At 58.0% G+C, this 23,248-nt stretch carries 22 protein-coding genes; 16 read left to right on the top strand and 6 right to left on the bottom strand.

Features of this window, described 5'->3' with window-relative positions; genetic code table 11:
* Positions 1 to 308: 308 nt before the first annotated feature.
* The 10 genes from HLH25_RS09190 to HLH25_RS19995 all read left to right on the top strand — a co-directional run bounded on the left by HLH25_RS09190 (position 309) and on the right by HLH25_RS19995 (position 6,085).
* The gene (locus tag HLH25_RS09190) at positions 309 to 833 is read left to right on the top strand and encodes a hypothetical protein (protein WP_182973785.1); all 525 of its coding nucleotides are present in this window, start codon (positions 309 to 311) and stop codon (positions 831 to 833) included.
* A 115-nt stretch (positions 834 to 948) separates the two neighbouring features.
* On the top strand, positions 949 to 1,179 hold the full coding sequence (locus tag HLH25_RS20760) for a helix-turn-helix domain-containing protein (RefSeq protein WP_182973784.1): 231 nt from the start codon (positions 949 to 951) through the stop codon (positions 1,177 to 1,179).
* Positions 1,176 to 1,535, top strand: a complete 360-nt coding sequence (locus tag HLH25_RS09180; RefSeq protein WP_182973783.1) for a hypothetical protein — start codon at positions 1,176 to 1,178, stop codon at positions 1,533 to 1,535. The genes HLH25_RS20760 and HLH25_RS09180 overlap by 4 nt, the downstream gene beginning before the upstream one ends.
* Positions 1,536 to 1,557: 22 nt before the next feature.
* Positions 1,558 to 1,932 (top strand): hypothetical protein, encoded by a 375-nt coding sequence (locus tag HLH25_RS09175; protein ID WP_182973782.1) that lies wholly within the window; start codon positions 1,558 to 1,560, stop codon positions 1,930 to 1,932.
* Between the two features lie 333 nt (positions 1,933 to 2,265).
* Positions 2,266 to 3,006: a hypothetical protein gene (locus tag HLH25_RS09170; protein WP_182973781.1), complete on the top strand. Its 741-nt coding sequence runs from the start codon at positions 2,266 to 2,268 to the stop codon at positions 3,004 to 3,006.
* A 237-nt stretch (positions 3,007 to 3,243) separates the two neighbouring features.
* On the top strand, positions 3,244 to 3,390 hold the full coding sequence (locus tag HLH25_RS20240; protein WP_246401812.1) for a hypothetical protein: 147 nt from the start codon (positions 3,244 to 3,246) through the stop codon (positions 3,388 to 3,390).
* 37 nt (positions 3,391 to 3,427) lie between these two features.
* On the top strand, positions 3,428 to 3,784 hold the full coding sequence (locus HLH25_RS09160; protein ID WP_182973779.1) for a hypothetical protein: 357 nt from the start codon (positions 3,428 to 3,430) through the stop codon (positions 3,782 to 3,784).
* On the top strand, positions 3,781 to 4,164 hold the full coding sequence (locus HLH25_RS09155; RefSeq protein WP_182973778.1) for a hypothetical protein: 384 nt from the start codon (positions 3,781 to 3,783) through the stop codon (positions 4,162 to 4,164). The genes HLH25_RS09160 and HLH25_RS09155 overlap by 4 nt, the downstream gene beginning before the upstream one ends.
* A gap of 23 nt (positions 4,165 to 4,187) precedes the next feature.
* Positions 4,188 to 5,585, top strand: coding sequence for a DNA-primase RepB domain-containing protein (locus tag HLH25_RS09150; RefSeq protein WP_182973777.1), 1,398 nt, complete (start codon positions 4,188 to 4,190; stop codon positions 5,583 to 5,585).
* Positions 5,576 to 6,085 (top strand): hypothetical protein, encoded by a 510-nt coding sequence (locus HLH25_RS19995; RefSeq protein WP_220791748.1) that lies wholly within the window; start codon positions 5,576 to 5,578, stop codon positions 6,083 to 6,085. Before HLH25_RS09150 ends, HLH25_RS19995 begins: the two co-directional genes overlap by 10 nt.
* 38 nt (positions 6,086 to 6,123) lie before the next feature.
* Here the strand turns inward: HLH25_RS19995 and HLH25_RS09145 are convergent, their stop codons facing one another.
* Together HLH25_RS09145 and HLH25_RS09140 are read right to left on the bottom strand one after the other, a co-directional pair.
* Positions 6,124 to 7,092, bottom strand: a complete 969-nt coding sequence (locus HLH25_RS09145) for a phage antirepressor KilAC domain-containing protein (RefSeq protein ID WP_182973776.1) — start codon at positions 7,090 to 7,092, stop codon at positions 6,124 to 6,126.
* Between the two features lie 102 nt (positions 7,093 to 7,194).
* Complete coding sequence (locus HLH25_RS09140) at positions 7,195 to 7,488, bottom strand: hypothetical protein (RefSeq protein ID WP_182973775.1); 294 nt, start codon at positions 7,486 to 7,488, stop codon at positions 7,195 to 7,197.
* Positions 7,489 to 7,962: 474 nt separating this feature from the next.
* Here HLH25_RS09140 and HLH25_RS09135 point away from each other — a divergent pair, with 474 nt between their 5' ends.
* The 6 genes from HLH25_RS09135 (at position 7,963) to HLH25_RS09110 (ending at position 16,598) form a co-directional block, all read left to right on the top strand.
* A complete protein-coding gene (locus HLH25_RS09135; RefSeq protein ID WP_220791747.1) occupies positions 7,963 to 9,132 on the top strand; it encodes a hypothetical protein in 1,170 nt (389 codons plus the stop codon).
* Positions 9,133 to 9,327 carry a helix-turn-helix domain-containing protein gene (locus HLH25_RS09130; protein ID WP_182973773.1) on the top strand — a complete coding sequence of 65 codons (195 nt, stop codon included), beginning with the start codon at positions 9,133 to 9,135 and terminating at the stop codon, positions 9,325 to 9,327. It begins immediately after the preceding gene.
* 402 nt (positions 9,328 to 9,729) lie between these two features.
* Positions 9,730 to 12,516, top strand: a complete 2,787-nt coding sequence (locus HLH25_RS09125; RefSeq protein WP_182973772.1) for a class I SAM-dependent DNA methyltransferase — start codon at positions 9,730 to 9,732, stop codon at positions 12,514 to 12,516.
* Positions 12,513 to 13,346 (top strand): hypothetical protein, encoded by an 834-nt coding sequence (locus HLH25_RS09120; protein ID WP_182973771.1) that lies wholly within the window; start codon positions 12,513 to 12,515, stop codon positions 13,344 to 13,346. Before HLH25_RS09125 ends, HLH25_RS09120 begins: the two co-directional genes overlap by 4 nt.
* Complete coding sequence (locus HLH25_RS09115; RefSeq protein ID WP_182973770.1) at positions 13,343 to 15,397, top strand: DEAD/DEAH box helicase; 2,055 nt, start codon at positions 13,343 to 13,345, stop codon at positions 15,395 to 15,397. Before HLH25_RS09120 ends, HLH25_RS09115 begins: the two co-directional genes overlap by 4 nt.
* A complete protein-coding gene (locus HLH25_RS09110; protein WP_182973769.1) occupies positions 15,390 to 16,598 on the top strand; it encodes a GIY-YIG nuclease family protein in 1,209 nt (402 codons plus the stop codon). Before HLH25_RS09115 ends, HLH25_RS09110 begins: the two co-directional genes overlap by 8 nt.
* Positions 16,599 to 16,863: 265 nt before the next feature.
* Here the strand turns inward: HLH25_RS09110 and HLH25_RS09105 are convergent, their stop codons facing one another.
* From HLH25_RS09105 to HLH25_RS09090, 4 genes are read right to left on the bottom strand one after another with little or no spacing between them, the layout of a single operon-like run.
* Complete coding sequence (locus HLH25_RS09105) at positions 16,864 to 22,116, bottom strand: beta strand repeat-containing protein (protein ID WP_182973768.1); 5,253 nt, start codon at positions 22,114 to 22,116, stop codon at positions 16,864 to 16,866.
* A 4-nt stretch (positions 22,117 to 22,120) separates the two neighbouring features.
* Entirely contained in the window at positions 22,121 to 22,342 is a 222-nt protein-coding gene (locus HLH25_RS09100) for a hypothetical protein (RefSeq protein WP_182973767.1), read from the bottom strand.
* Positions 22,339 to 22,593 carry a hypothetical protein gene (locus tag HLH25_RS09095; protein ID WP_182973766.1) on the bottom strand — a complete coding sequence of 85 codons (255 nt, stop codon included), beginning with the start codon at positions 22,591 to 22,593 and terminating at the stop codon, positions 22,339 to 22,341. The genes HLH25_RS09100 and HLH25_RS09095 overlap by 4 nt, the downstream gene beginning before the upstream one ends.
* Positions 22,594 to 22,619: 26 nt before the next feature.
* On the bottom strand, positions 22,620 to 23,240 hold the full coding sequence (locus HLH25_RS09090) for a hypothetical protein (RefSeq protein WP_182973765.1): 621 nt from the start codon (positions 23,238 to 23,240) through the stop codon (positions 22,620 to 22,622).
* Positions 23,241 to 23,248: the final 8 nt, after the last annotated feature.

The raw sequence follows: 23,248 nt of genomic DNA, 5'->3' as shown, positions 1-23,248 counted from the left end.
GAATCCACCCAATCCACCGCGATCAGGTATTAACCTGACAACATGTTGTAGTTCTCTGTAAAAATGTTGCCGCCCTCCCGGAATCGGAAATACCAACCCTCACAATGTCATCTCGAATTCAATACAACTTGCACACATGTACGATCTTTTATCTATTTTCTTGGATTATTTCTTGACCGATGGGGCGTGATGCCCTATATATGTATTGTCAGCCTGAAGGCGCCATCTTCAGCAAATGTCCCATCGGGCTGACGCATCAGTGTCAAAGCCTGCGGCCATGCCCCAGGCGGTCCATGGGACGTAAACAAATGAGCAATATGTTCAAAGGCGACCCGCGCGCCTACCGCATTGCGAAAATGCGCGAAGAAAACGACGAATTCGACACGATCGTCGCCGCTGCCATCGAATACATGCGCCGTGCCGCGCGCCTGGTTCACCCGCCGGGCACCTTCGACGACGCCGGCCGCTGGTATGCCGACGAGCGCACGAGCGCCGTCCGGACATGCCGTTCCCCTTCTCGCGCGTGGCCTTACAGCGAGATGAAAGCTGCGCGCACGGCCTCGCACGTCGCCGAGGTCTATGAAGTCAGCGACTTCGAGACAGAGGTCAGACAGATCGTCAATTTCGTTAAATCGAAGGATGCATCGCCGAACTCCCGCGAAGTCTGGGATCTGATCAACGGCGCAATCGCATACGCCGAGGCAAACCCAAAGAAGACGCGCAAGAAGCTGGAAGCGCCGGACGCCGAGACCGTCGATCCGATCGCCGAGATCGTCCAGCCGGAAATAGAGGCTGTCCAGCCGGACGCGGAGACCGCCAGGGCAGCGGCCTGAAAACACGAAAACCCCAGGGGCACCTTGCGGTTCCTGGGGTCTCGATGTTGGTGCCCGAGGGCGCCATCTTCAGCGACCCCTGTGTAGCAATGTCATCTCAAAAAGGCAACATAAAATGCCACCCAGGCCATCACCGCCGCCCCCGGCCGCGATCCGGGCTGCTCGGCGATCCGCGCGGCTGACGCAGACCCAAGCCGGCCGCATCGTCTCCGTGACGCAATCGACGTGGAAACGCTGGGAAGCGGGCCGTCATCCGATGCCTCCTGCGTCATTCAACCTGTTCCAGATTCTGACCGACCCCAACAGCGCAATCTCCACGCTGATGCCCGGAGGACGCCGGCCATGACCCCGCCCCCCCGCCCGCAACCCGCGTTCAAGCCCGTCTTCCACCAGGACGGCCGATTCACCTTGGAATTTCAATCATTTGATATCCACGACATCCTGGCCCGCGATGCCGTTCTGGAACTCGCTCTGTTCATGAAGTTGCCGAACTGGGACAGCAAGACGAGCCGAGGCCCAGACGGGAACGCGCTGACGATGCGCCTCGGTGACCACCTGATCGTCGTCTGGCGCCGTCCTGATGGGGTCGTCGAGATCACGATCGACGAAACGCCGATCCACCTCAATGCCGAAACCAGAATCGCCGCGTTCATGCGCTCCCTGTCGCCGAACAGGATTATCGGCCGTCCTGCCACCCCCTGATCCAATTTCTGGAGCAACCCTCATGTCATTTTCTAGACTCACCGTCTCCGGCGAGGCCCACGACCCGGCCGGCGACATCACCCCCAGCACCGCCGTCGAGATCGTCATCAACGCCGCAGCCCACATCATCATCGACCTCTCGACCCGCGCCCGACTGACCTATCGCGACGGCGCCCTGACCTGGCCCAACGGCGCCCGGCTGGAACTGGATGCGGAGAGCCGCGACGAGATGGAACTGGAAAACCGCAAGGGCGCGGTCATGGCCAGGATGGTCATGACGGGCCGCGAGTTCCTGGAGATGGTCCGTCGCCGCGAGGCTGAGGCCCAGGCCGCCCGTGAGGCCGCGATGATGGCCGGGCAGTCTGAGGCCGAGACCATGCCGATCGCCGCTGAGTGATCACATAAACGTGATGTCATGACCCCGCCTTGCTGTAGAAGGCCACTATGCGACGTCTTTGCTCAAAAGTCGCTCCACGCTCAAAAACGCCCAATCGTCCAACTGGTGGCCTTCCAGGCATGTATAAACGGTGTGTTTCACCCTGCCATTTTCTTATCGGATTCGGTTGTTTGAATTTGTCAAGTATATATATGGTGTTTTTCTTGATTTTTATTACTCACGCTGCTATATAAGTATTGTCAGCGTGAGAAAAGCACCTGATGCCGGGCGGGAACCTGGCAGCACAATCCGGCGGGTGCATCGATACCGCTCGCCTTTGGAGTGAGTGAGAAAATGACCAAATCCTCAAAGCCTGTTTTCGTAAATGCCAAGGAGCTTGAGGCTCGCATTCAGCACAGCGGATATTCGCGAGATCGCCAAAATCTTGAAGCTCGACGCCTGCTCAACGGCAATTATCTGACAGTCGCGCTATCCCGAGAACTCGCGGAATACACTCAGACGTTCCGCGTTGGTCGGCGCTATGTCGTTTACGTCGCCCGGCTAGTCGAAACAACAGACGGTAATTTCCGCCGCAAGAGTGGCCGCAATGTCATCAAGATTCACTGTGAATATAACGTTAGCCGTGAATACGACGGCGCATCTGAGTATCTGGTTGAGCATCTTGAATCCGTAATCGATGAGATGCTTGAACTGGATAAAAACAGACTGTCGAACGGAAACTACCTGACTATCCACGGGAACGACTGCGCTATTTTCGTTGTTGAAACAACTGATGGCGCATTTGATGGACGCGACAAAATGAATTTCGTCAAAATTCACAGGAGAGCCGAGAAGTTTGGAATTTCTGCGCAGAGGCATCGCGCGCCTCAAGCGTCCTTTGATTGCCTGATTGAGCAAGGTGACCTCAAGCAACTCGCTGCGGCAGGCTACATCCCGCTTGAGGTCATCTCGGATGAGCCGTCCGGACTGTCCGCGACCGACATCGCTCGGAGGATGCACGCAAAAATCATCGCGGACGACGCCCGGACTGCGCTTGCCTCCATCACGAAGACGAGAAAGCGGAAAACTGCCTGAGCCTTCCCTTCTGATCACCACAGTCGCCGGACGGGAATCCGGCGACTGTAACACGCTAAAAGCGGTGCATCGATGCTATGTTTTTAGCGAGCTATGAAAGCAAAATCAATGGGAAACCCGCGACCACAGGCCATCCGCTCGGCCCGCGCCACCTCTGGCCTGACACAGACAGAAGCGGCAGAGATCGTCTTCGTTTCGCTCGCAACATGGGCACGATGGGAAGCAGGCACATGTCCGATGCCGCGCGGTCTTTACGATCTGTTTCTGATCAACACGAACCAGCGCGAAGTCGTTTGCGAGCGGGGTGTGCTGCAAGGACTCGATGCGCTGATCAGCGACGCCATCGCATTACGACGCAAGATCGTCTCGGCTCGGGTCGAATAGCCCGAAGCAATTCCGAAACGATAGGCACAGGACCGCGATGATGCCGAAAATAGACACAGCCAAGATCAGCCGCCTCATAGCAGTCGGTGGCATGGTCATCAAGCACGCCGAGCCGCCGCCTGTTCGATCATGGCACGACGATCCGGACGATCGCGACCGCGAACTGCGGCACGTCGAGCCGGAAGACACCAGATATTGGCGAGACTATCGCATTTTCTTCAACCGCAAGACGCCATGTCTCTCCGGCATCGATTTCCATGACCTGCCGTCCGTTCACTACGACGCCCTGGGCGACCGGTGGTTTGCGGACAGCACAGAACACACAGAATCCGTGATTGCAGCCGTCCGCAAACGTCTCGATTCGGTCGAGACGATTCCCGGAGACGCACCATGACCGACGTCCGCAAGCCCGACCTGGACCTTGAGGTTTTCCTGATGCGCGAGGCCGATGGCGAGATCGAACAGGTGCCGTCCGGCCGCGAATGGCGCCTGTCAGAGCCCGAGCCTTATGACCATTACGGCTTCATTCTCTACGACGACGCCCGAGATTGGCTCGTGTGCCGAGTTCATTTCCGTCCGACCAATAAATACATGGCCGGCATTACGTTCCCCGGAAATCGACCCGTCACCTATGACGCCCTGGCTGGCACCTGGTCCGGCCCGTCCGAGAGGGTCGTCTGGGCCGTCCTCGCCAGAATCCATGATAGAATCAACGGACATCTGCTCGGTCACCTGTATCGCGACCGCGTGCCCAGCCTGCCCGCGACAGCGTGATCGACGCGCCTGGAGAGATCATTATGGCTGACCTGACTCGCGAAGAAGTCGATCGCCTGCGCCGGCTCGATCCGGCCGGCGTCCATGCTGCGCTCATTTCCGCTGGTGATCTACCGATGGACAGAGCGTTGCCATCGCGCGACGGCAACCTGCGCCCGGCAAGCAACTCCATAGACACCGTAAAATGGGCCAAGAGGTGCGACTACAACGCGGCCCTGGACTGGCTTCATAAGCATTTCGCGGATGACAAAACCCATGAACGGAACGTCGGCAAGAAGGAAATCGATCGCCCCCTTCTCGCGGCAGAATGGACAATAAATCAGCAAGTTAAACGCCAGATGGATGCGCTGGGGTGTAGCGAGGTCCGGCTGACCCTGATGCAAAAGGCCGACGATTCCGCGCCGAAGATCGACGAGGACGGCAAGAAAATCAAGAACAAGGCAGGCTACCTGCCCGGCAAACGGACCGAAGACGGCGAGAAGGTCGAGAAGTTCTATAATACCAAAGACCTCCAGAACGCCGTCGGCATGCTCCGGATGAAGAATTCCATCAAGGAGGGCATGAACATTTTAATCACGCCGATGGATCGTCACAGCTTCTACGTCATGATCGACGATGCGGTGTCTCCCGATCCATCTAAATCTGCGGTTCAATATTGGCGCGACCAAGGTTATCGGCCATGCCTCGGCTTGAAAACATCATGGAACAGCCATCAGATCGTGTTCCGGGTGCCGAAGGCGCCATTCCGGCGCCAGGGGGTGGCCAGTGGCACGGACGATCAAGTTTATGACCGCAGGGGCCTGAACCAGTTCTTTACCGATCTGAACCAGAGATTCGGCGATCCGCGAATCAGCGGACTTCGGCACGGCATCCGTTTGGCCGGGTATCGAAACATGAAGCCCAAGCACGCGCGCGACGTGGAAGGTAAGGCGTGGTCAGTCGAATTCCCATTCATCGAGATCACACATGCAGAGAGCGCCTTTTGTGAGAAGACGATGAGGGATGCACTCAAATTCTGCGCATCGGATGTCGTTGGTAATATCGAGGCCCGTCGTGATGCCATAGCCCAGCACATGGCCGAGCGCGCCAGCCGCGACCCGGATCAACCGCCACCAAGGACGGTCCTGCCCCCGCGCGGTGGCGTCCCCCCGGTCAAGACCATGGTCGCATCCGGTCAACCCGCATACCCGCCAGCGCGAGCGATCACCCTGGCGCCGGCCGATCGTCCTGGCGGCGCATTGGATCAGCCGGCGCCGAGGGCGACTTTGCCTCCGAGGGGCGGGGTGCTGCCGGCCCGCAATATGGTAGCGCCGGCACGGCCCACGCCCCTGGAGCGGCAGATCGCGTCATCGGACCGGGCATATGCGCGGCATCAGTCGGAAAACGCGCACAAGACGGCGGAGAAGCCACAATGTCGATAATGTCATCGTTGCTGTCGTTTGTGTCATCGATCCGCACCCTCCCGTCCGCGATGGCAGATGCAGCCGGCACGGAAGTCCAGAAGCGGACACAGGCGAACATCAGCAACCCAGCGACGAAGAGCCCATGCAACCGACAGGATAATGACGCGCATAAACAAGAGGTTCCGCCAGCGACTACGCACAAAGGCGAGCCGGAAATCCCGCTCCCAGACGAGCCCAGCATCAAGCCGCCACCACCTGGTCCGGCGCCGAAGCCGCCTCCGCCCCTGCCGCCGAAGAAGCTGGCGCCGATCAACAAGCCGCCGCCGTTGAAGTCAGTGCCCAAGGCTGGTCCCAAGGCCGCCCCCAACAATGTTTCCGGGCCATCCACCTCATTGTCTAAGGTGCGGGCGGCAGACCAGACGCCACTCGACAAGCAGATTGCGGCGGCAGATCGATCGTTTGCGCAGCATCAAGCGAAAGCAGGACCGGAATCCAAGGCGGAGGGGCGTTCCCAGTAGAATGAAAGGCCCCGGCGATGAACCGGGGCCTTAACTTGTCAGTTGAGCCAGAGCGGCGGGGTGCCGTCGTGCCGGCCCAGGGCGTCGATATCCTCCGGCTCCGTGCCCGCATGGCCACGGCGGCGACCGTGGAAATACCCCCCGTGCCGAACCGGCTCCGGGGTCGCCGCGACAGGCGCAGCATGGGTCCGCGCACCAGGCACCAGGCGGGCCAGCCGGGCGAGACCCTTGGCGGTGACCCGGACCTGTTTCGTTACGATTTCGCGGCCGTCCGGGCGCAGCACGGTGGTCACGATGTGCGTCAGGTAGCCTGTGCCATTCTCCGCCTTTTCCTCACGTCCGAGCCAGGGCGCCCCACGTCCGCGCCGGAATATCCAGGCGTTCGCGGACATCCACCGGAACAGCGACTGCGGACCGAGGCCGAGCGTTTTCGCGGCGTCTGAGATGCATAGGCTGCCGTCCGCGTCGGCGATCCGGTCATAGACCGCCGCTTTGGGCATGCTGGTATCGAGCAGGGCGTTCTGGGCGTGGATCGTGGCCGCCTGTTCTGCGACCTGGCCTTGCAGGTTGCCGATCACGGCCAGGGTCATCTCGGCCATGGTCATCTGGCGGGCCGGTGCAGGTTCTGGGGCCGGACGGAGGTGGTATGAGCCGGTCCTCCGGATCGCCGGCAACACGTCCGACGCGACCCATTTCCTGAACCGCTGGGCCGCCGGCTTGCGGCTGGCAAACACGAGTGAATAGAGGCCAGATTCGTTGACGATGACGCGATCGGCGTTGAGATTGCCACTATCCGCGATACGGATAGTGGACTTCTGGTCGCCATCAAGCCGCGCGGAGGCGTTCCCTGTGTTGCTGATCTCCAGGACCCGGCACACATCCGTCAGCAGCCACCATGCCTCTCCATGGATATCGGTGACGCGGACGGGAACCCCCTCGAAATCGAAAGCGGTCAGCCCGGAATTTGAGGGGTTGCGATCAGGCGTGTTAAAAAGGTCGGCTTGCATGATGCTTCTCTCATCGTTGCAAGTGAGCCCCGGCCGGTCATGCGGTCGGGGCACCGGTGCGATTGCACAAGCCCTATTCTATACCTGATGTCTCCGCCGATTTCATAAATCGCGCACCGATTTCCCGTCGTCCGTCTGATCCATGGCGACTTTCTGCGATGGCTCGGCGGAATCGTCGAGAATCCATTGCCGCATCTCGGTTCGCAGGTCCCTCAGCATCTCCTGGAGGAATCCGGAGATCGTGGGAATCGTCTCTGGGGGGGGGCTGGCGGTTACGCGGTAGGCGAAGGGGGCCTCGAAGGAGGCGATGGGATCGCCCGGCTGCCGCCGGGCGCGTGGCTCCGGAGCATTCGTCGTCCCGGACCGCGCCGCCATCATGCTGAAGTCGGCATTCATCTCGATAACAACATAATATTCACGTAAGGCCGACGCATTCTGGGCGCACTAAATGTCGATTGGCGATGTCGGGGACAGCAAACCACTCCAGGATGGTGCAGCCTGGAGCGACGCACTGGGGCCAAGTCATCCCCATGACACACCCCGTCAACGTCATGTCATGGACAGGTCGCAGCATGTCATCACCGCTGGAATCCGAATACCCAGGCAATATCGCCATGAGGTAAACATGTTTACCTGCTGAGTGTTGGCATCGTTTAGAGATTTTATCCTGGATACACGCTATTTTTTGAAAATAAACTCCAAATCTACTTGCATTTTGTAGCCATGCGATGTATATAAGTAGTGTCGGAAGCGAGAAGCCATCCCGACAATGCCCGCCGAAAAGGCGGCTGAACACTAAGATGTCAGCGGTATGGGAATTTCTCTCATACTGAATGGATCAAGTAAGGTTCTAAACAAATGACAAATTCAGTGGACAAGGCCGCCGAATGGAACGTGACTGCGAAATCAGATCGTGAAGAGGTGAAGGCTCAAGTCAGGAGGTTATTCGCCCCCCTGACAGACGAGCAGTTCGACGCAATCCCCTTCTCCAGCGCTTACGGCGCGTGGTTGACGAAAAAGGGAAGGCGTCCGTCCGACTGGAGTAAATCAAGAATCAACAATCTCGGCGGGGGGCGTCCTGAGGACTACGATTACTACGATCCCGACGATGACATCTCCGTCGTCGTCAGAGATGCGCTGCGATGGAAACTTGCAAGCGTGACGTTCGATAGCGATAAGGATTTGTGCTGGAGCGGAAAACGTATAACGATACTTGCCGAAAACAAGGATGCTGGAGCGTCCATCGTCTGGACGGGACTCGTTGATCGTGATTTCAGTCAGGGCTGGATGTCCTTGTCAGACATGACATATCACGAGCGTAAGAAACTTTGTGAGAATTACACAATCGGAAGCACAGCGTTCGACAGTCTCGGCGACCTGCGTCGCCTGCTCGATGCGGGAGTAATTCTGAACATTTTGGACTACTTAATCACTGGCACAACGGAGGATGACTTTAATAACTCATGCCCGCACCAGGAGGTCGAGGCTATCTATGATTGGCTCGTTCAAGAATACGGTGGCGATGACATTTGCTTCGCGGAGAGAAACGCCGACATCATCAAGTCAATAAAAGAGGCGGAGACAAAAAGAGAAACCGCTGCTGTTCGGGCTAAGAAACTCCAGATGCTGATGCCGCTGGATAAAGCCATGCACGCTTTATCGGACGCTGAAGAATGGACGGTATCGCAGGCGGTGTTCTGGACGCCCACGAATATAATTGAGATTAATGCGAAGAATATGCGTGTGGGTGTCGATCTGAAATGGACTTACAAAATACCGTTGCACTGCGTAATTCCTCACGCGGTTTGCGGCGAAGATTTGTGGACGGAAATACTCCATAGCCTGAAAGGACGGAGGAATGATTGCAAAATTGAAACTCCCACTATGCGGTGGTCTCCAGGGGGCAAGGATGGTGCCGAACCAGAACTTCTGAGCGTTGCGGATTTTGTACTTGATAACATCATCGAGAAGGAGATTATCGCGCCGTTTCTTCTTGATTGCGACCTTCTCGGCCCCGTCACAGAGATGTGTGATTATTAGATGCTCGCCCCCACACCCCCGACGCCCGGCGAAATCCGGGCGTCTCGCTTGGCTGCCGACCTGACCCAGAAGCAGGCCGGCGCCCTGGTCGCAGTAACGCTTTCGACGTGGCAGAAATGGGAATACGGACGGCACCCCATGCCCAGGGCGCTCTACGATCTGTTCATCATCAAGACGAAGAAGAGAACGACATGACCGCAGAGTCATCGTTCCCGACGCCTGCTGAAATCAAGGCTGCGCGGAAGGATGCGGGCCTGACCCAACAGGGGTCCGCCGACATGATGGGCGTCCATCTCAGGTCGTGGCAGAGATGGGAGTATGGGAAGCGGGAGATGTCTCCCGGCCGCTTCGAGATGTATCTGATCCTGACGAAAGAGTCTGTGCCTGCCTTCTCGTAACCGCAACATGTGACAACCATCCCAGAAGGCGGCCTCTGAGCCGCCGTTTCTCGTTCGATCTTACGTCTTCCCCGTGCAAATTAGTCTGCCAGACCGCAACCCAGAACACGATTACGTCCCATAGCCCGGCGTCCTGATCCGATGTAAGGTCAGCCGATCATATGGTGACTGTCGAGATAGAAATGGGATTGGGTAGGCGATGAACGCCGTAGAGATTGAAGAAGCCGTATCCGCGCTTGCGGAGCAACCATTTGATGCGGAAGAGTTCCCTTACCTTTTCCTCCTGGCCTTCGGCAACAAAGATACCACCATCAAGCGTCTCCGGGCCGCCAAAGGCTCGACCAATGCCTCTGACATCCCAGGCGCCGTTCTCCAGCGGAATAACATCCATATTGCGACCTGCCAGCCCGGTGAGGTGACGCGGACTTTGACCGCCCTCCGGGATAGCCCAGCCACGTCTAAGGCCAAAGCCAAGTTCATCCTGGCGACGGATGGTGAGACCTTCGAGGCGGAGGAATTGGATACAGGTGAGACCGTCGCCTGTGCCTATACGGACTTCCCGAATCATTTCGGCGCGTTCCTGCCCTTAGCCGGCATCACGACGGTCAAACAAATCCGCGAAAGTTCGTTCGATATTCGCGCGACCAGCAAGCTGAATCGCCTGTATGTCGAATTACTCAAGGACAATCTCGACTGGGGAACTGCCGACCGCCGACATGACATGAACCATTTCATGGCTCGCCTGATCTTCTGCTTCTTTGCCGAAGACACGGATATTTTTCAGGATGGTCACTCTTTCACGAACACGGTCGATACAATGACCGAGCGAGATTCGTCTAACACCCACGAGGTGATTGGCGAACTGTTCCGTGCAATGAACACCCCTACGGCAGAGCGAAAGAAAGCTGGCATTGCTCGTTACGCTGATAGGTTCCCTTACGTTAATGGCGGTCTATTTTCGGGCAGCCCTGAGGTGCCTCGGTTCAGCAAGATCGCCCGCTCCTATCTTATCCATATCGGCACTCTCGACTGGACGAAAATCAACCCGGACATCTTCGGGTCTATGATCCAGGCCGTGGCAGATGATGAGGAACGTGGCGCTCTTGGTATGCACTATACGAGCGTTCCCAACATCCTCAAGGTGCTCAATCCTCTCTTTCTGGATGACCTGCGGGCACGACTAGATGAGGCTGGCGACAATGCCAGGATGCTCCTGAACCTACGCAAGCGTATGGCAAGGATCAGGGTGTTCGATCCGGCCTGTGGCAGCGGAAATTTCCTTGTCATCGCTTATAAGGAGATGCGAGCCATTGAGGCAGAGATTAACCGCCTTCGTGGAGAGACTGACCGGCCATCAGAAATCCCCCTGACCAATTTCCGTGGAATAGAACTGCGCGACTTCCCGGCCGAGATTGCGCGTCTTGCTCTGATCATTGCTGAATTTCAGTGTGACGTTTTGTATCGGGGGCAGAAATTGGCTCTGGCTGAGTTTTTGCCGTTAAACGCGGAAAATTGGATCACCTGCGGTAACGCTCTTCGTTTGGACTGGCTGAGCATCTGCCCGCCGACCGGAACCGGAGTGAAATACAGCGCAGATGATCTATTTCATTCCCCACTAGATCAGCCGCATATCGATTTCGAGAATGAGGGAGGGGAAACCTACATCTGCGGAAATCCTCCTTATCTCGGTTCTACATGGCAGGATGAGGCGCAGAAAGGCGAACTAGAGTCTATATTCGGCCATCGCACAAAAAGCTGGAAGTCTCTAGACTATGTCGCTGGCTGGTTTATGAAAGCGGCCGATTATGGCACAAAAACCAACGCCGGAGCTGCTTTTGTCTCTACCAATTCAATTTGCCAGGGACAGCAAGTCCCTATTCTTTGGCCGCTAATTTTCAGAACTGGCCATGAAATTTCTTTTGCTCACACTTCGTTCAAATGGGCTAATCTCGCAAGCAACAAGGCGGGGGTGACTGTAGCGATTATTGGCCTTTCGAATCACGCTTCCAAAGCGCGGCGTCTTTACAGACCTTCCGATGACGGAACTTCCATCGTTAAGGAGGTTGAGAACATTAACGCTTATTTAGTTCCTGGTTCGGACATCATAATCAGCCCTCTTTCCAAACCGCAAGATGGCAGAGGCTTGATGGAGTGGGGGAATAAGCCAACGGATGGAGGTAACTTCTTCTTCACGTCAGACGAACGGCGTGAACTTCTCAATAAATATCCGTCGGCCGAGAAATACATTAAGCGGTTTCTGGGCGCCCAGGAATTTATCCGTGGCGAGAGCAGATATTGTCTGTGGATTAACGACAAAGATAGGATCAGTGCAGAAGAAATACCAGAAATAGGGAAGCGCATCGAGGCTGTTTCTAAAATGAGGGCCGAAAGCAAAGCGCTTGAGACTCGTCCTGCGGCGAATTTTCCCCACCGCTTTCGTCAAATACAGTCAGTCGCTCAAAAATCGTCCCTCGTTGTTGCGCGAGTGAGTTCGGAAAACCGCTATTATCTACCCATAGGGCTTGAGGGCCATGATACTATCATCGGTGATAGAAATTTTGCTCTTTATGACGCCCAATTATGGAATATGGCTCTCATAGCTTCGCGCTTGCATATAGTGTGGATAGGGACGGTTTGTGTAAGAATGAGAACAGATTATTCTTATTCCAACACATTGGGCTGGAACACTTTCCCTGTCCCCAAATTAACCGACAAGATGAAAGCCGACTTGACCCGTTGCGCTGAAGACATCCTGTTGGCACGCGAGGCTCATTTCCCCGCGACCATTGCGGAACTGTATGACCCCGAAGAAATGCCCGCTGATTTGCGTGAGGCGCACGACCGTAATGATGAGGTGCTGGAACGCATCTACATTGGCCGCCGTTTCCGCAATGATACGGAAAGGCTGGAGAAACTGTTCGATCTCTATACCAAAATGACCGCCAGGCCCGGATCGAAGAATAAGAAAAAGGCAGGCGCGGCATGAGCGCTCTTACAGAGATCGACAAAAGATACCTTGAAAAAATTCTTGGGATGCAGAGCGGTTACGTTCTGGATTATTCAGACACAACATTCCAGGAGTTTTTTACCCGTTACGGGATTGAGATTCATAGTCAAAAATATCAGACGTATGGCTCGTCAAAAGCCAGAAAAATGCGGGCCTTCTGGGAGAAAGAGTCTGACGCCATTGTCGGCCAAGTCCTCGATGAAATGTTAGGCGTCTATGAGGTAAATTGTCTCCTAAATGGCAATCAACCTGATGCAGTCATTCTCGAACAATCCCGAAAGGTAGTCGCACGTCTGACCGGAAAACCCCTTGCCACTAAAACTATGACCGCTGAAGAAGTCTTTCTTCAAAGTGAATTTTCCATTCCAAACCTCCAGAAACTCCCGGTTGAAGGAGCGGTCGCATCTATCATCGAAAGTCGGTTAAAAGAAGCGCAAGCGACAATGTCTGCAAAAGCGTATCTTTCCACAATTTTTTTGTGCGGTAGCGTGCTGGAAGCCGTTCTTCTGGGTGCAGCGCAGAAAGAGCCGGCACGATTTAATCGTTCATCTTCCTGTCCCAAAACCACCGAGGGCAAGCCCAAGCTATTTCATGACTGGACGCTCAGTCAGTTGATAGATGTCTCGTGTGAAATAGGATTGCTGAAGCCAGACGTGCAGAAATTCAGTCATGGTCTTCGTGATTTTCGAAATTACATCCATCCATACGCGCAAATGTTATCCCGCTTCTCGCCAGATAAACACACTGCGACACTTTGCTTCCAAACATTAAAGGCGGCATTGGCCAGTGTCGCGGGAGAAAGAGCATGACCCAAAAAATCCAATCCGTCCCTTCCGTCTCTGTCTCTTACTCGGCCAATGGGAGTTCAACCAAGGCCAATGCCATGGGGATGCGCCCCATGCAGGAACGCGCCTATGAAAAGCGCGGTGAACAGTATCTTCTCATCAAGTCTCCTCCGGCTTCGGGTAAAAGCCGGGCGCTCATGTTTATCGCTCTCGATAAGCTGGCCAACCAGGGACTGAAGCAGGCCATTATCGTCGTGCCTGAAAGAAGCATTGGCGCAAGTTTCCATGACGAGCCTTTGACCCAGTTCGGCTTCTGGGAAGACTGGCACGTAGAACCCAGAAGAAACCTGTGTGATGCAGCCGGCGGTGATAATGGGGGCAAGGTCAATTCGGTCGAAGCGTTCCTCAAGAGTGACGACAAGGTGCTTGTCTGCACGCACGCCACCTTCCGCTTCGCCGTGGACAGGTTCGGCGTTGAGGCTTTCGACGATCGTCTGATTGCTGTGGATGAATTCCATCACGTATCATCCGACTCAGACAACAAACTGGGTCATCACCTCGGCGCGTTCATTGCCCGTGACAAAGTGCATATCGTCGCCATGACCGGCTCATATTTCCGGGGCGACGCGGTCGATGTCTTATCGCCACAGGACGAGGCCAAGTTTGATACCGTAACCTATACCTATTACGAGCAGTTAAACGGCTATCGGTATCTCAAGCATCTCGACATCGGCTATTTCTTCTACTCCGGGTCTTACGCCGACGACATCCTGAAGGTTCTCGACCCACAGCAAAAAACCATCATTCACATCCCCAGCGTCAATTCGCGCGAAAGCACGAAGGACAAGATGAGGGAAGTGGAGCACATCATCGAGGAGCTTGGCGATTGGCAAGGAGCCGACCCTGTCACCGGCTTTCAGTTGGTAAAAACGGAAGACGGCCGGACGTTGCGGATCGCTGATCTGGTGGACGATGACAAGAGCAAGCGTGACCGCGTGTCCACCGCATTGAAAGACCCAACCCAGAAGAACAACCGCGACCATGTGGACATCATCATTGCGCTGGGCATGGCCAAGGAGGGCTTTGACTGGATTTGGTGCGAACATGCGCTCACCGTTGGCTATCGATCCAGCCTGACCGAGATTATCCAGATCATAGGGCGTGCTACCCGCGATGCGCCTGGGAAAACCCGCGCTCGCTTTACCAACCTGATCGCCGAGCCAGATGCTTCGGAAGAGGCCGTAACAGAGGCCGTGAACGATACCCTTAAAGCCATTGCCGCCAGTCTGCTGATGGAACAGGTTCTCGCCCCCCGCTTCGAATTCAGATCGAAAGCGTCAACCAACGAGCCGACTGACGGCTTCGATTATGGAGACGACGGCTACCAACAGGACAAATGCAATGTCGGGTTCAACGAAGAGAAAGGAAAGTTCCAGATCGAGATTAAGGGGCTGTCCGAACCCAGGAGCGAAGAGGCAACCCGTATCTGCCAGGAAGACCTGAACGAAGTCATCACTGCCTTCGTGCAGGACAAGACCGCTCTTGAACGTGGGCTTTTCGACAAAGAACTCGTTCCGGAGGAATTGACGATCTCCCGCATGGGAAAAATCATCAAAGACAAATATCCCGAACTGGATGAGGAAGATCAGGAGGCCGTTCGACAGCACGCCATCGCGGCTCTGAACCTGACACAACAGGCGGCTCATATTGCGACGAGTGGCGATGGAGAACCAGGAGCCAACACGGCCCTGATCGATGGCGTGCGTAAATTCGCAATGGACGTGCGAGAACTGGACATTGATCTGATTGATCGCATCAATCCGTTTGGGGAGGCTTATTCCATCCTGGCTAAAGCAATGAGCGAAGAGAGTCTGAAGCAGGTTGCGGCCGTAATCGGTGCCAAACGTGCGACGATGACATTGGAAGAAGCGCGTGTTTTATCTAAACGAGCGCTGAAGTTCATGCAGGAACGTGGCCGGCTCCCCTCCATAACATCGACCGACCCCTGGGAGAAAAGCATGGCCGAGGGCGTCGCGTTCCTTGCCCGCATGAAGGCGGAGGCGGCTCGTGGCTAAAGGTTTTACCGACGAGGATGATGCGCTCCTGTCAGCGCTGGGCGTTGAAGTCGAGACAAAGAAAGAAGCCTCCCGAACTCCAAAAGAAGAGCGCATCATAGCTGGTTTTGAGGAAATCCAGCGGTTTGTGGACAAACACGGACGCTCTCCCCGCCATGGGGAAGATCACGACATTTTCGAGCGTCTATACGCAGTCCGCCTCGATCGGCTTCGCTCGCAACCCGAGTGCATGGCATTGCTTCTGCCTATGGATCATCAGGGTATTCTCTCCAATGCTATTGTCATTGAAGAGATCGATGAAAACATAAGCGACGATGAACTGCTTTCCATGCTCGGCGTGGACGGCATCGAGCAGAATTCAATCACTGAACTGCGCCACGTCCGCTCCACAGCAGAAAAGCGGGCAGCCGAGGAAGTCGCCAACCGGGAGCGCTGTGAGGATTTCGATACTTTCAAGTCGATATTCGAGGCAGTCCAGAAAGACATCGAGATCGGAACGCGCATTACACGCCCTATCCGGAAAGAAGCCGGCCTCCTGAAAACTGACATCAGACCGGGAGAATTTTTTATCCTGGGTGGTCAGACAGCATATGTTGCCGAGATTGGTGAGACCTTCAGAGCGCCCAATGGTGAGAGTGATGCCCGTCTCCGCGTCATTTATTCCAATGGAACCGAAAGCAACATCCTGCTTCGTTCCCTTCAGCGTGCGCTTTATAAAGATGAAGCCAGCCGCCGAGTGTCCGAACCCAGTGCCGGGCCATTATTCGCCGGAGACAACGACGAAGACGATCTTGCAAGCGGAACTATTTACGTTCTGAGAAGTGAATCCGACAATCCCATTATCGCGGCCAACAGAGACCTTGTCCACAAGATTGGCGTAACTGGGGGAGACGTTGCCAAACGGATAGCCAATGCAAAACTTGATCCGACGTTCCTGTTAGCTGATGTCGAGGTCGCGGCGACTTACAATCTGTTCAATATCAGCCGGACAAAACTTGAGAACATCATCCATCGCATTTTCGATCCGGCACGGCTGGACATCCAGATAGAGGATAGGTTCGGGAACCCTGTCATTCCTCGCGAATGGTTCCTTGTCCCCTTGTTTGTCATCAATGAAGCCGTGGAAAAAATCAAAGATGGGACAATAACCGGATACGTTTATGATCCCAAAACGGCGTCGCTGGTCAAACGGAAGGGCTAATGCCCCCAGCGCTGCTTCCCCATATTCTTTGATGCTGAAGCAGTCCAAGGGGGGGCGCGGATGGCGATGGGGGCAGCCTCAGCTCCGCCGAGGTGGTGTTGAGAAGCATTAAAGGACGTAACCGCCCAGGCCGGCGGCAGCCCGGCCGATCCCTGACCGTCGCAGCGCGATCCCCCTTCAGCATCCTCGAAACACAAAGGAGCGCCCCGAAACCGGAGCGCCCCCTCTTCCATCAGCCGCAGCCCGAAGCCGCGCCCGCCTTGGATCACTTCCCCCTGGTCTGACAGGTCATCTCTGTCTGCCCGACCAGGTTCCCGCCCGAGTTGCACGACACAGTCGCCTCGGCCGTCACCTTGTCATTCTCCGTCGTCGCGTCACCCGAAGCCGCCGGCGTGACAGCAGCAACCGCGATGACCCCCGGATTCTGGCTAAGAGGCGTCTGTCCATAAACGCTCGTCTGATCGTCGGGCTTCACGACAACCGTAGCAGGTGTCACAGTCCACGACCCGTTCTGATATGCGATCGTGTAATTCCCCAGCCCCGACCCGGTCGCGCCCGACGCTGTCGTCGTATATGTCCCGACGCCGCTTGCAACGGTATGCCCGGTATCGACAGTGACGGATGTCACGCGATCCCCATTGACCAGTCCGTTCACCGTCCAGCCCGGCAGTTCGGCCGGCTGTCCGTAAACGCTCGTTCCGTTTCCGGCAATCACAGTCAGCGCGGCAGGATCAACAGTCAGAGTGCCACCCTGATAATTGATCGCGTAATTCCCCAGCCCGACGCCTGACGCATTGCTTGCGACGATCCCATACTGACCAACCCCAGACGCGCCCGTCGCCGCAGTCGTCAGTCGCACGCCCGAAATCGTATCCCCGTTGACCAGGCCGCTCGCGGAGAAGCCGGTCGTGCCGAGAGCCGGGTTCTGGCCATACGTCGAGTTCTGGTTCAGAGCCGTGACCGTCAGCGCGGCCGGATCGATCGTCAGCGTGCTGCTCTGGTAGCCGATCGTGTAATTGCTCAGGCCCGTTCCCGTCGCTCCACTGACATTGATCGCATAGTCACCAATCGAGGAAGCCGCCGTCGCCGTCGTGGACAGATCGACACTGGAAACCGCGTCGCCATTGACCAGACCGCTGGCCGTGAACCCGGCCGTTTTCGGGGCCTGACCATAGACCGACGAAGCATCATTCGCAGCGATCGTCAGCGTCGCGGGCGTGACGTTCCATGATCCGTTCTCATAGTCGATCACATAATTGCCCAAGCCGCTGCCGGTCGCCGCTGAAGCCGTCGTCACATACGACCCGACCCCGGATGCCCCGGTCACCGGCTGATTGACGCTGACCCCGGAGACAGTATCGCCATTCACCAGGCCAGCGACGCTATACCCAGCGGCAGATGGCGTCGTTCCATAAACGCTCGAACCACTCCCTGCGGTCACCGTCAGCGGCGCGGGCGTGATCGTCAGCGTTCCCGGCTGATACGCAATCGTGTAATTTCCCAGACCCGTCCCGACCGCATCGCTGGCATTGAGCGCATACTGCCCGACGCTCGACTGCGCGGTCGCCGGGGTTGACAACGTGACATCATTGACAGTGTCTCCGTTCGCCAGCCCGGTTGCGGTAAACCCATACCCGCCCGCCGTCTGACCATACTCGACCGACCCACTCCCCGCTTTTACTGTCAGCGTCTGCGGCGTGATTGACCAATCTCCAGCGACATACTGCACATTGTAATTGCCCAGGCCCGTGCCGGCAGCCCCCGAGGCATTAACGGCATAATCCCCAACGGCGGACGCGGACGATGCGGTATTGTCAACAGATACGGCCGTCACGGTATCGCCGTTGACCAGCCCGCTGACCTTGTAACCGGGCGTGGACACAGCCTCGCCATACACAGACGTTCCGCTCCCGGCTGTTACAGTCAGTGTCGCCGGATCGATGGTCAGTGTCCCCGGCTGATAGCTGATCGCATAGTTGCCCAAGCCGTAACCCACCGCGCCCGAGGCCGTGATGCCATACTGCCCGACACTGCTCGCGCCAGTTGCCGTCGTCGTCAGATTGACCCCGGAGATCGTGTCGCCGTTGACCAGGCCATTCGCCGTGAATCCCGTTGTCCCCAGCGCGGGCGTCTGGCCATAGGTCGAGGTCTTGTCATTGGCGATGACCGTCAGCGCCGCCGGATCGATTGTCAGTGTCCCCGGCTGGTAAACAACAATATAATTGCTGATCCCCGTGCCGGTTGCGCCAGACGCGGTGATGTCATACGTGCCGGTATTGCTCGACTTGGTCGCGATCGTGGACAGGTTCAGGCCAGAAACAGAATCGCTATTGAGCAGCCCCGAAACCGTGTATCCGGCTCCAGAAACGTCCGGCGTCTGGCCATACGTCGATGTCGCATCACCCGCTTTGATCGTCAGCGCCGCCGGATCGATCATGACAGTCGCGTGATAAACGGTCTGGTGCCACGGCGCGGTCACACCCTCGGCCCATGTCGCATAGGCATTACCCGCCGCACTCTGGCTATAGCCGTGCCACGGGCCGATTCCGGCAAGGGCGGCCGTCGTATCGATCCCATCTGAAGCCGTGGCCGTTACTGTTTTCGGCGCGGTCACGGTCGCGGAGCCATACGTTTCGTGGGCATAGCCAGCCCCCGTCACGACGATGTAGGGCAGCCCTGAAAGCACCTCATAGGGCGCTCCGGTCACCCATCCCCCGACCAGGGTTTCCTGGCCTCGCGCGAACTGCCCTGTCGTCAGGCCGTTGATATTGATGACATACGTGTATTGGTCGATTTTTCCGATCGCCGTCTGCGTGCCGGTCGTCACGGTGTCCCAGTAACCGTGAGATACGCCGGGATTCCCCACGCGCAGCCCGGCAAACCCGCCGATCTGGCTGGTCTGGCCGGTTACGAGGCCCGTCGCATAGGTATCCGAAACCGTGCCGGCGCCCCATTTTCCGATCAGCCCGCCGGTGTAAGTGTTGGTCAGCCCCGTGGCCGACCCGGTCGAATATGCCTGAGAGATCGCAGCCTCATTGTCGCCCACAAGCCCGCCGGCATAGCCGAGAGTGCCGGTCGCGCCGGATGCCGTGGTATTGCCCGTCGCATAGGAAACGCTGATGCCGCCCTCGTTCTGCCCGACCAGCCCGCCGGCCGAGCCCCCGACGCCCGTGGTCGCATCGCCGATCGCAATCGCTTGCGTGACCTGGCCATAATTGCGGCCCGCCAGACCACCGACCGTCGCACTATCACCGCCGGTCACATTGCCTGAAGCGCGGACGCTGGAAAGCGTGCCTGACGCCTGACCAACCAGCCCGCCCGCGATGGCGTTCTGGCCAGCCGTAACCGTGCCGGTCGCGATGGAGTCAGAAATTCCGCCGGTCGTAAAGCCCACCAGGCCGCCGGATTTAACGCCGCTGCCAGATGCGGTGACGTTGCCGGATGCGGAAGAGCCGGAGACATCGCCAGTCATATAACCGACCAGCCCGCCAACCCAGGAGCCGGCAACGGACGAGACCACATTGCCTGAAGCGGAGGAATCAATGACTGAAGCAGCCGTGCCTGCCAGACCGCCCGAGTAAGGCGATCCGTCCAGGGCATAGACATTGCCGGACGATGTTGAACGCTCGATCGTCGCAGTCCCTGTCGCAGAACCGCCGCTCAGGCCGCCAACATAATAACCATAGACAGTCGCGGATGAATGAGAATCACGCACCAGGCCATTGTTCTGGCCGACAACGCCGCCGACGTAGGACGTTGTCGGGCCACCGCGCCCGTCGATGATGCCGGACACCGAGACGTTGGCGATCGTCCCCGACGAAATGCCGAACAGACCGCTGGCGGCATGGGTGGGATCATTGACGTTCAGGTTGCTGACGGAGTGGCCCAAGCCGTCGAAAACGCCAACAAAATTGCCGGTATGGGCAATAGGCGTGAACAGCGCGCTTGCATCATCGACATTGCCCGCAAGAGCGAAATTGCCGGAGATTGACCCGGCCGTGCCGATGCTGTTCAGCCCGCTAAGGCCCCAGAGCAGGGTATAGGCCGCGCCGTTCACGCTCAGGGAACCAGCGTTCTGGGTGGAATATGTCAGCGACCCGCCGGGGTTGAAGATGTCATCCCCGTTCGTCTGGATCACGACCGCGCCTGCGTCATTCACGGTGATCGGCGCGTTCACATTCAGATTCCGATACGCATCGAGCGTCAACGTCGCTTTGCCGCTCCACGAAATGCCGGAGTTGACGTTGATGTCGCCACTCCCGGCAGACACCGTGCCTGCCCCGGACGTGCCCGATGCCGTCGTCTGCTCCGTGACGTTCGTCCCCGCATTCAGCGCCGTCTGAATCGTCCCCGCCGCCGTGCTGTCGATCGTCAGGTCATCAGGGTCAGTCAGCCATGTGCCGCCCCGTCCGGCATCGACGGTCAGCGCGCCGGTCGAGACGCTGTTTGCGGATGTCTCGATCAGTCCGGCCCCTTTGCCTCCCGCTGTCAGCCGGGCGCCGTCCGCGAGCTTGACCGTCTGGGCCAGGTTCTGGCCGTGGCCCGACGTACCGACGAGGATGGTGCCCCCGGCCCGGCCGGCAACCGTCGATCCTGTATCCATGACAGCGCGGGACGCGAGCGCCACATCACGGCCGTTTGCGACGATCTGGCCACCCGAGCCGTCGGTGTTGTGGGCGGTGATGCGGCCACCAACATCGACCGTTCCGTCGCCGGCCGTCAGATAGACCTCGCCGTTGACCTCCTGAGCCCCGGTCGCCTGGATGGCCCCCTGGTGGTTGCCCCCGAGCGCATAGACGTTGCCATGAGCAGATGCCAGTTCAACCGCCGCCGCCTGGATGCGGCCGGCATTGGTCACGTCACCCCGGCCGGTCGAACCGGCGGCAACATAAATGCCAGATGGCCCGCCGGTCTCAGAAAGAACGACGGAATCCGCTGCGATCATCGCCGCAGTCCGATGGCCGGTGACGATGACGCCCTCGTTTGTGACGCTCTGACCGATCAACACGACGTTGCCGTTCGCAGCCCTGATCGTGCCCCTGTTGACAACAGCGCCGGACGACTGCCCCGAGGCGGTCATCGACCCGCCGGCTATGAACTGACCGTTGCTGATATCGCGCGTGGACGCAACGAACGAGCCGTTCGTGACCACCTGCCCGCCGGGGCCAACGACGACGCCGTTCGGGTTGATCAGGAAGACCGAGCCAGCCGCTCCCAGCTTGCCGTCGATCTGGCTCATCTGGGCGCCAGTCACCCGGTTCATCGTCGCTCCGGCGCCATTGTTGAACTGCACAGAGTTGCCCGAGCCAATCGAGAATCCACGCCAGTCGATGACGCCCCGCGCGGACGTCTGGTTGATCGTCATCGCCGAGCCGCTGGTGGCGATCTGGCCCGAGCCGGCAACGAAAGCGCCACCCGTGGGCAGGGCGCCGGCCATCGCGATCGAGGCGCGAACCGACGATAGGGCTGTCGTGAGCATAAATGCAGCGATGATGCGTGTGCGTGAGTTGCGGAACATGATGTCATTCTCCGTCCGTCTTGTCGTTGTCGTTCGGTTTGTTCTGTTTGAGTTGCCAGCGCCGAATTTTCCGGCTGACCGTTTTCCCGATCTCGCCCCGGATTTCGCCAGGCACATAGCGGCGGAAATCAACCCAGCCGGCTGCGATCCGCCGCGCCCTGTATGCGGCCGTGATTGCTGCGCGGGTCCCGCGCCGGCCGGCGCCGAGCTTGCTGTCGCCCTTCACTGCCCGAACTCCAGCCGCCCTGGCGTTTCGAGGTTCGGCCCGATGGCGAGGTCGGCCGGCGCTGTCGGCAGACCCGCGTTGCTGATCGCGGCCTGAGCGATCTGATGGATCGTCTGCCCAATCGCCTGGACCGGAGCGGGCAGCGCGGCACCGGTGCCGGTCATATTCGCGATGCTCACGATCGGGCTGGCGGCGGACAGGAACATTGTCCCCGCCGCGATATTCAGTGATGTCCTGACGATTTTGATCATCGGTCCTCTCCTTGTGTTTGCAGGTTTCAGTAGTCGCGGCCCGTCCACGCCCGGATGCTCTCGCGCGGTGGCAGGCACAGCAGGAATCGGATCAGGGGTGACGAAGCGACCCAAGCGACGATCAGGCGGAGAGCCAGGAACCCGACCGCGCCGGCAGACAGCAGAAACCAAGGCGTCCGGGCCTGAAGCCAGCGCGTGATCTGGTCGTCAGGCACATCAACGTAACCAATACTCAGCGACCCCAGGTAGAATCCGACCGAGAAGACGATCGCCCCGCAGGCCCATTGCGTCGTCATCGAGATGTTCAGTTTGGCCTCAGCCCGCCGATCCAGCGTGCGCTCGACGTTCGCTGCTATTGCAGACGACAGGCTCTGCGCCAACTCCGTCCCGCGTGTTGCGAGCCGTGCCGATGCCGCCGCTTCCCCCTGTGCCTGCGCGTCCCCGAATTCCCGGATCGCCTTGCCCGCCGCCGTTTCCAGGTCGCTCGTGAGTGCGGCCATCGTCGAACGGACATGCTCGTTGACCAATAACCGCACGACCTCGGGATCATCAGGACTGATCCCGGCCGCTCCCACGGCAGCCCATGCCCGATTGCGGGCCTCCGGGGCGACGCCCAGAGCATCGGCCGTATCGTTGAAAATGGTCATCGCACGGT

The organism is Gluconacetobacter dulcium, assembly GCF_014174165.1.
Classification (GTDB): Bacteria; Pseudomonadota; Alphaproteobacteria; order Acetobacterales; family Acetobacteraceae; genus Gluconacetobacter; species Gluconacetobacter dulcium.
The sequence above is the reverse complement of the archived record's forward strand: the minus strand, read 5'-3'. Positions and strand labels throughout refer to the sequence as shown.

Coding starts and splice junctions, on each gene's coding strand:
- HLH25_RS09190 (WP_182973785.1), top strand. CDS start 309: ATGAGCAATATGTTCAAAGGCGACCCGCGCGCCTACCGCATTGCGAAA.
- HLH25_RS20760 (WP_182973784.1), top strand. CDS start 949: ATGCCACCCAGGCCATCACCGCCGCCCCCGGCCGCGATCCGGGCTGCT.
- HLH25_RS09180 (WP_182973783.1), top strand. CDS start 1,176: ATGACCCCGCCCCCCCGCCCGCAACCCGCGTTCAAGCCCGTCTTCCAC.
- HLH25_RS09175 (WP_182973782.1), top strand. CDS start 1,558: ATGTCATTTTCTAGACTCACCGTCTCCGGCGAGGCCCACGACCCGGCC.
- HLH25_RS09170 (WP_182973781.1), top strand. CDS start 2,266: ATGACCAAATCCTCAAAGCCTGTTTTCGTAAATGCCAAGGAGCTTGAG.
- HLH25_RS20240 (WP_246401812.1), top strand. CDS start 3,244: ATGCCGCGCGGTCTTTACGATCTGTTTCTGATCAACACGAACCAGCGC.
- HLH25_RS09160 (WP_182973779.1), top strand. CDS start 3,428: ATGATGCCGAAAATAGACACAGCCAAGATCAGCCGCCTCATAGCAGTC.
- HLH25_RS09155 (WP_182973778.1), top strand. CDS start 3,781: ATGACCGACGTCCGCAAGCCCGACCTGGACCTTGAGGTTTTCCTGATG.
- HLH25_RS09150 (WP_182973777.1), top strand. CDS start 4,188: ATGGCTGACCTGACTCGCGAAGAAGTCGATCGCCTGCGCCGGCTCGAT.
- HLH25_RS19995 (WP_220791748.1), top strand. CDS start 5,576: ATGTCGATAATGTCATCGTTGCTGTCGTTTGTGTCATCGATCCGCACC.
- HLH25_RS09145 (WP_182973776.1), bottom strand. CDS start 7,092: ATGCAAGCCGACCTTTTTAACACGCCTGATCGCAACCCCTCAAATTCC.
- HLH25_RS09140 (WP_182973775.1), bottom strand. CDS start 7,488: ATGAATGCCGACTTCAGCATGATGGCGGCGCGGTCCGGGACGACGAAT.
- HLH25_RS09130 (WP_182973773.1), top strand. CDS start 9,133: ATGCTCGCCCCCACACCCCCGACGCCCGGCGAAATCCGGGCGTCTCGC.
- HLH25_RS09125 (WP_182973772.1), top strand. CDS start 9,730: ATGAACGCCGTAGAGATTGAAGAAGCCGTATCCGCGCTTGCGGAGCAA.
- HLH25_RS09120 (WP_182973771.1), top strand. CDS start 12,513: ATGAGCGCTCTTACAGAGATCGACAAAAGATACCTTGAAAAAATTCTT.
- HLH25_RS09115 (WP_182973770.1), top strand. CDS start 13,343: ATGACCCAAAAAATCCAATCCGTCCCTTCCGTCTCTGTCTCTTACTCG.
- HLH25_RS09105 (WP_182973768.1), bottom strand. CDS start 22,116: ATGTTCCGCAACTCACGCACACGCATCATCGCTGCATTTATGCTCACG.
- HLH25_RS09095 (WP_182973766.1), bottom strand. CDS start 22,593: ATGATCAAAATCGTCAGGACATCACTGAATATCGCGGCGGGGACAATG.
- HLH25_RS09090 (WP_182973765.1), bottom strand. CDS start 23,240: ATGACCATTTTCAACGATACGGCCGATGCTCTGGGCGTCGCCCCGGAG.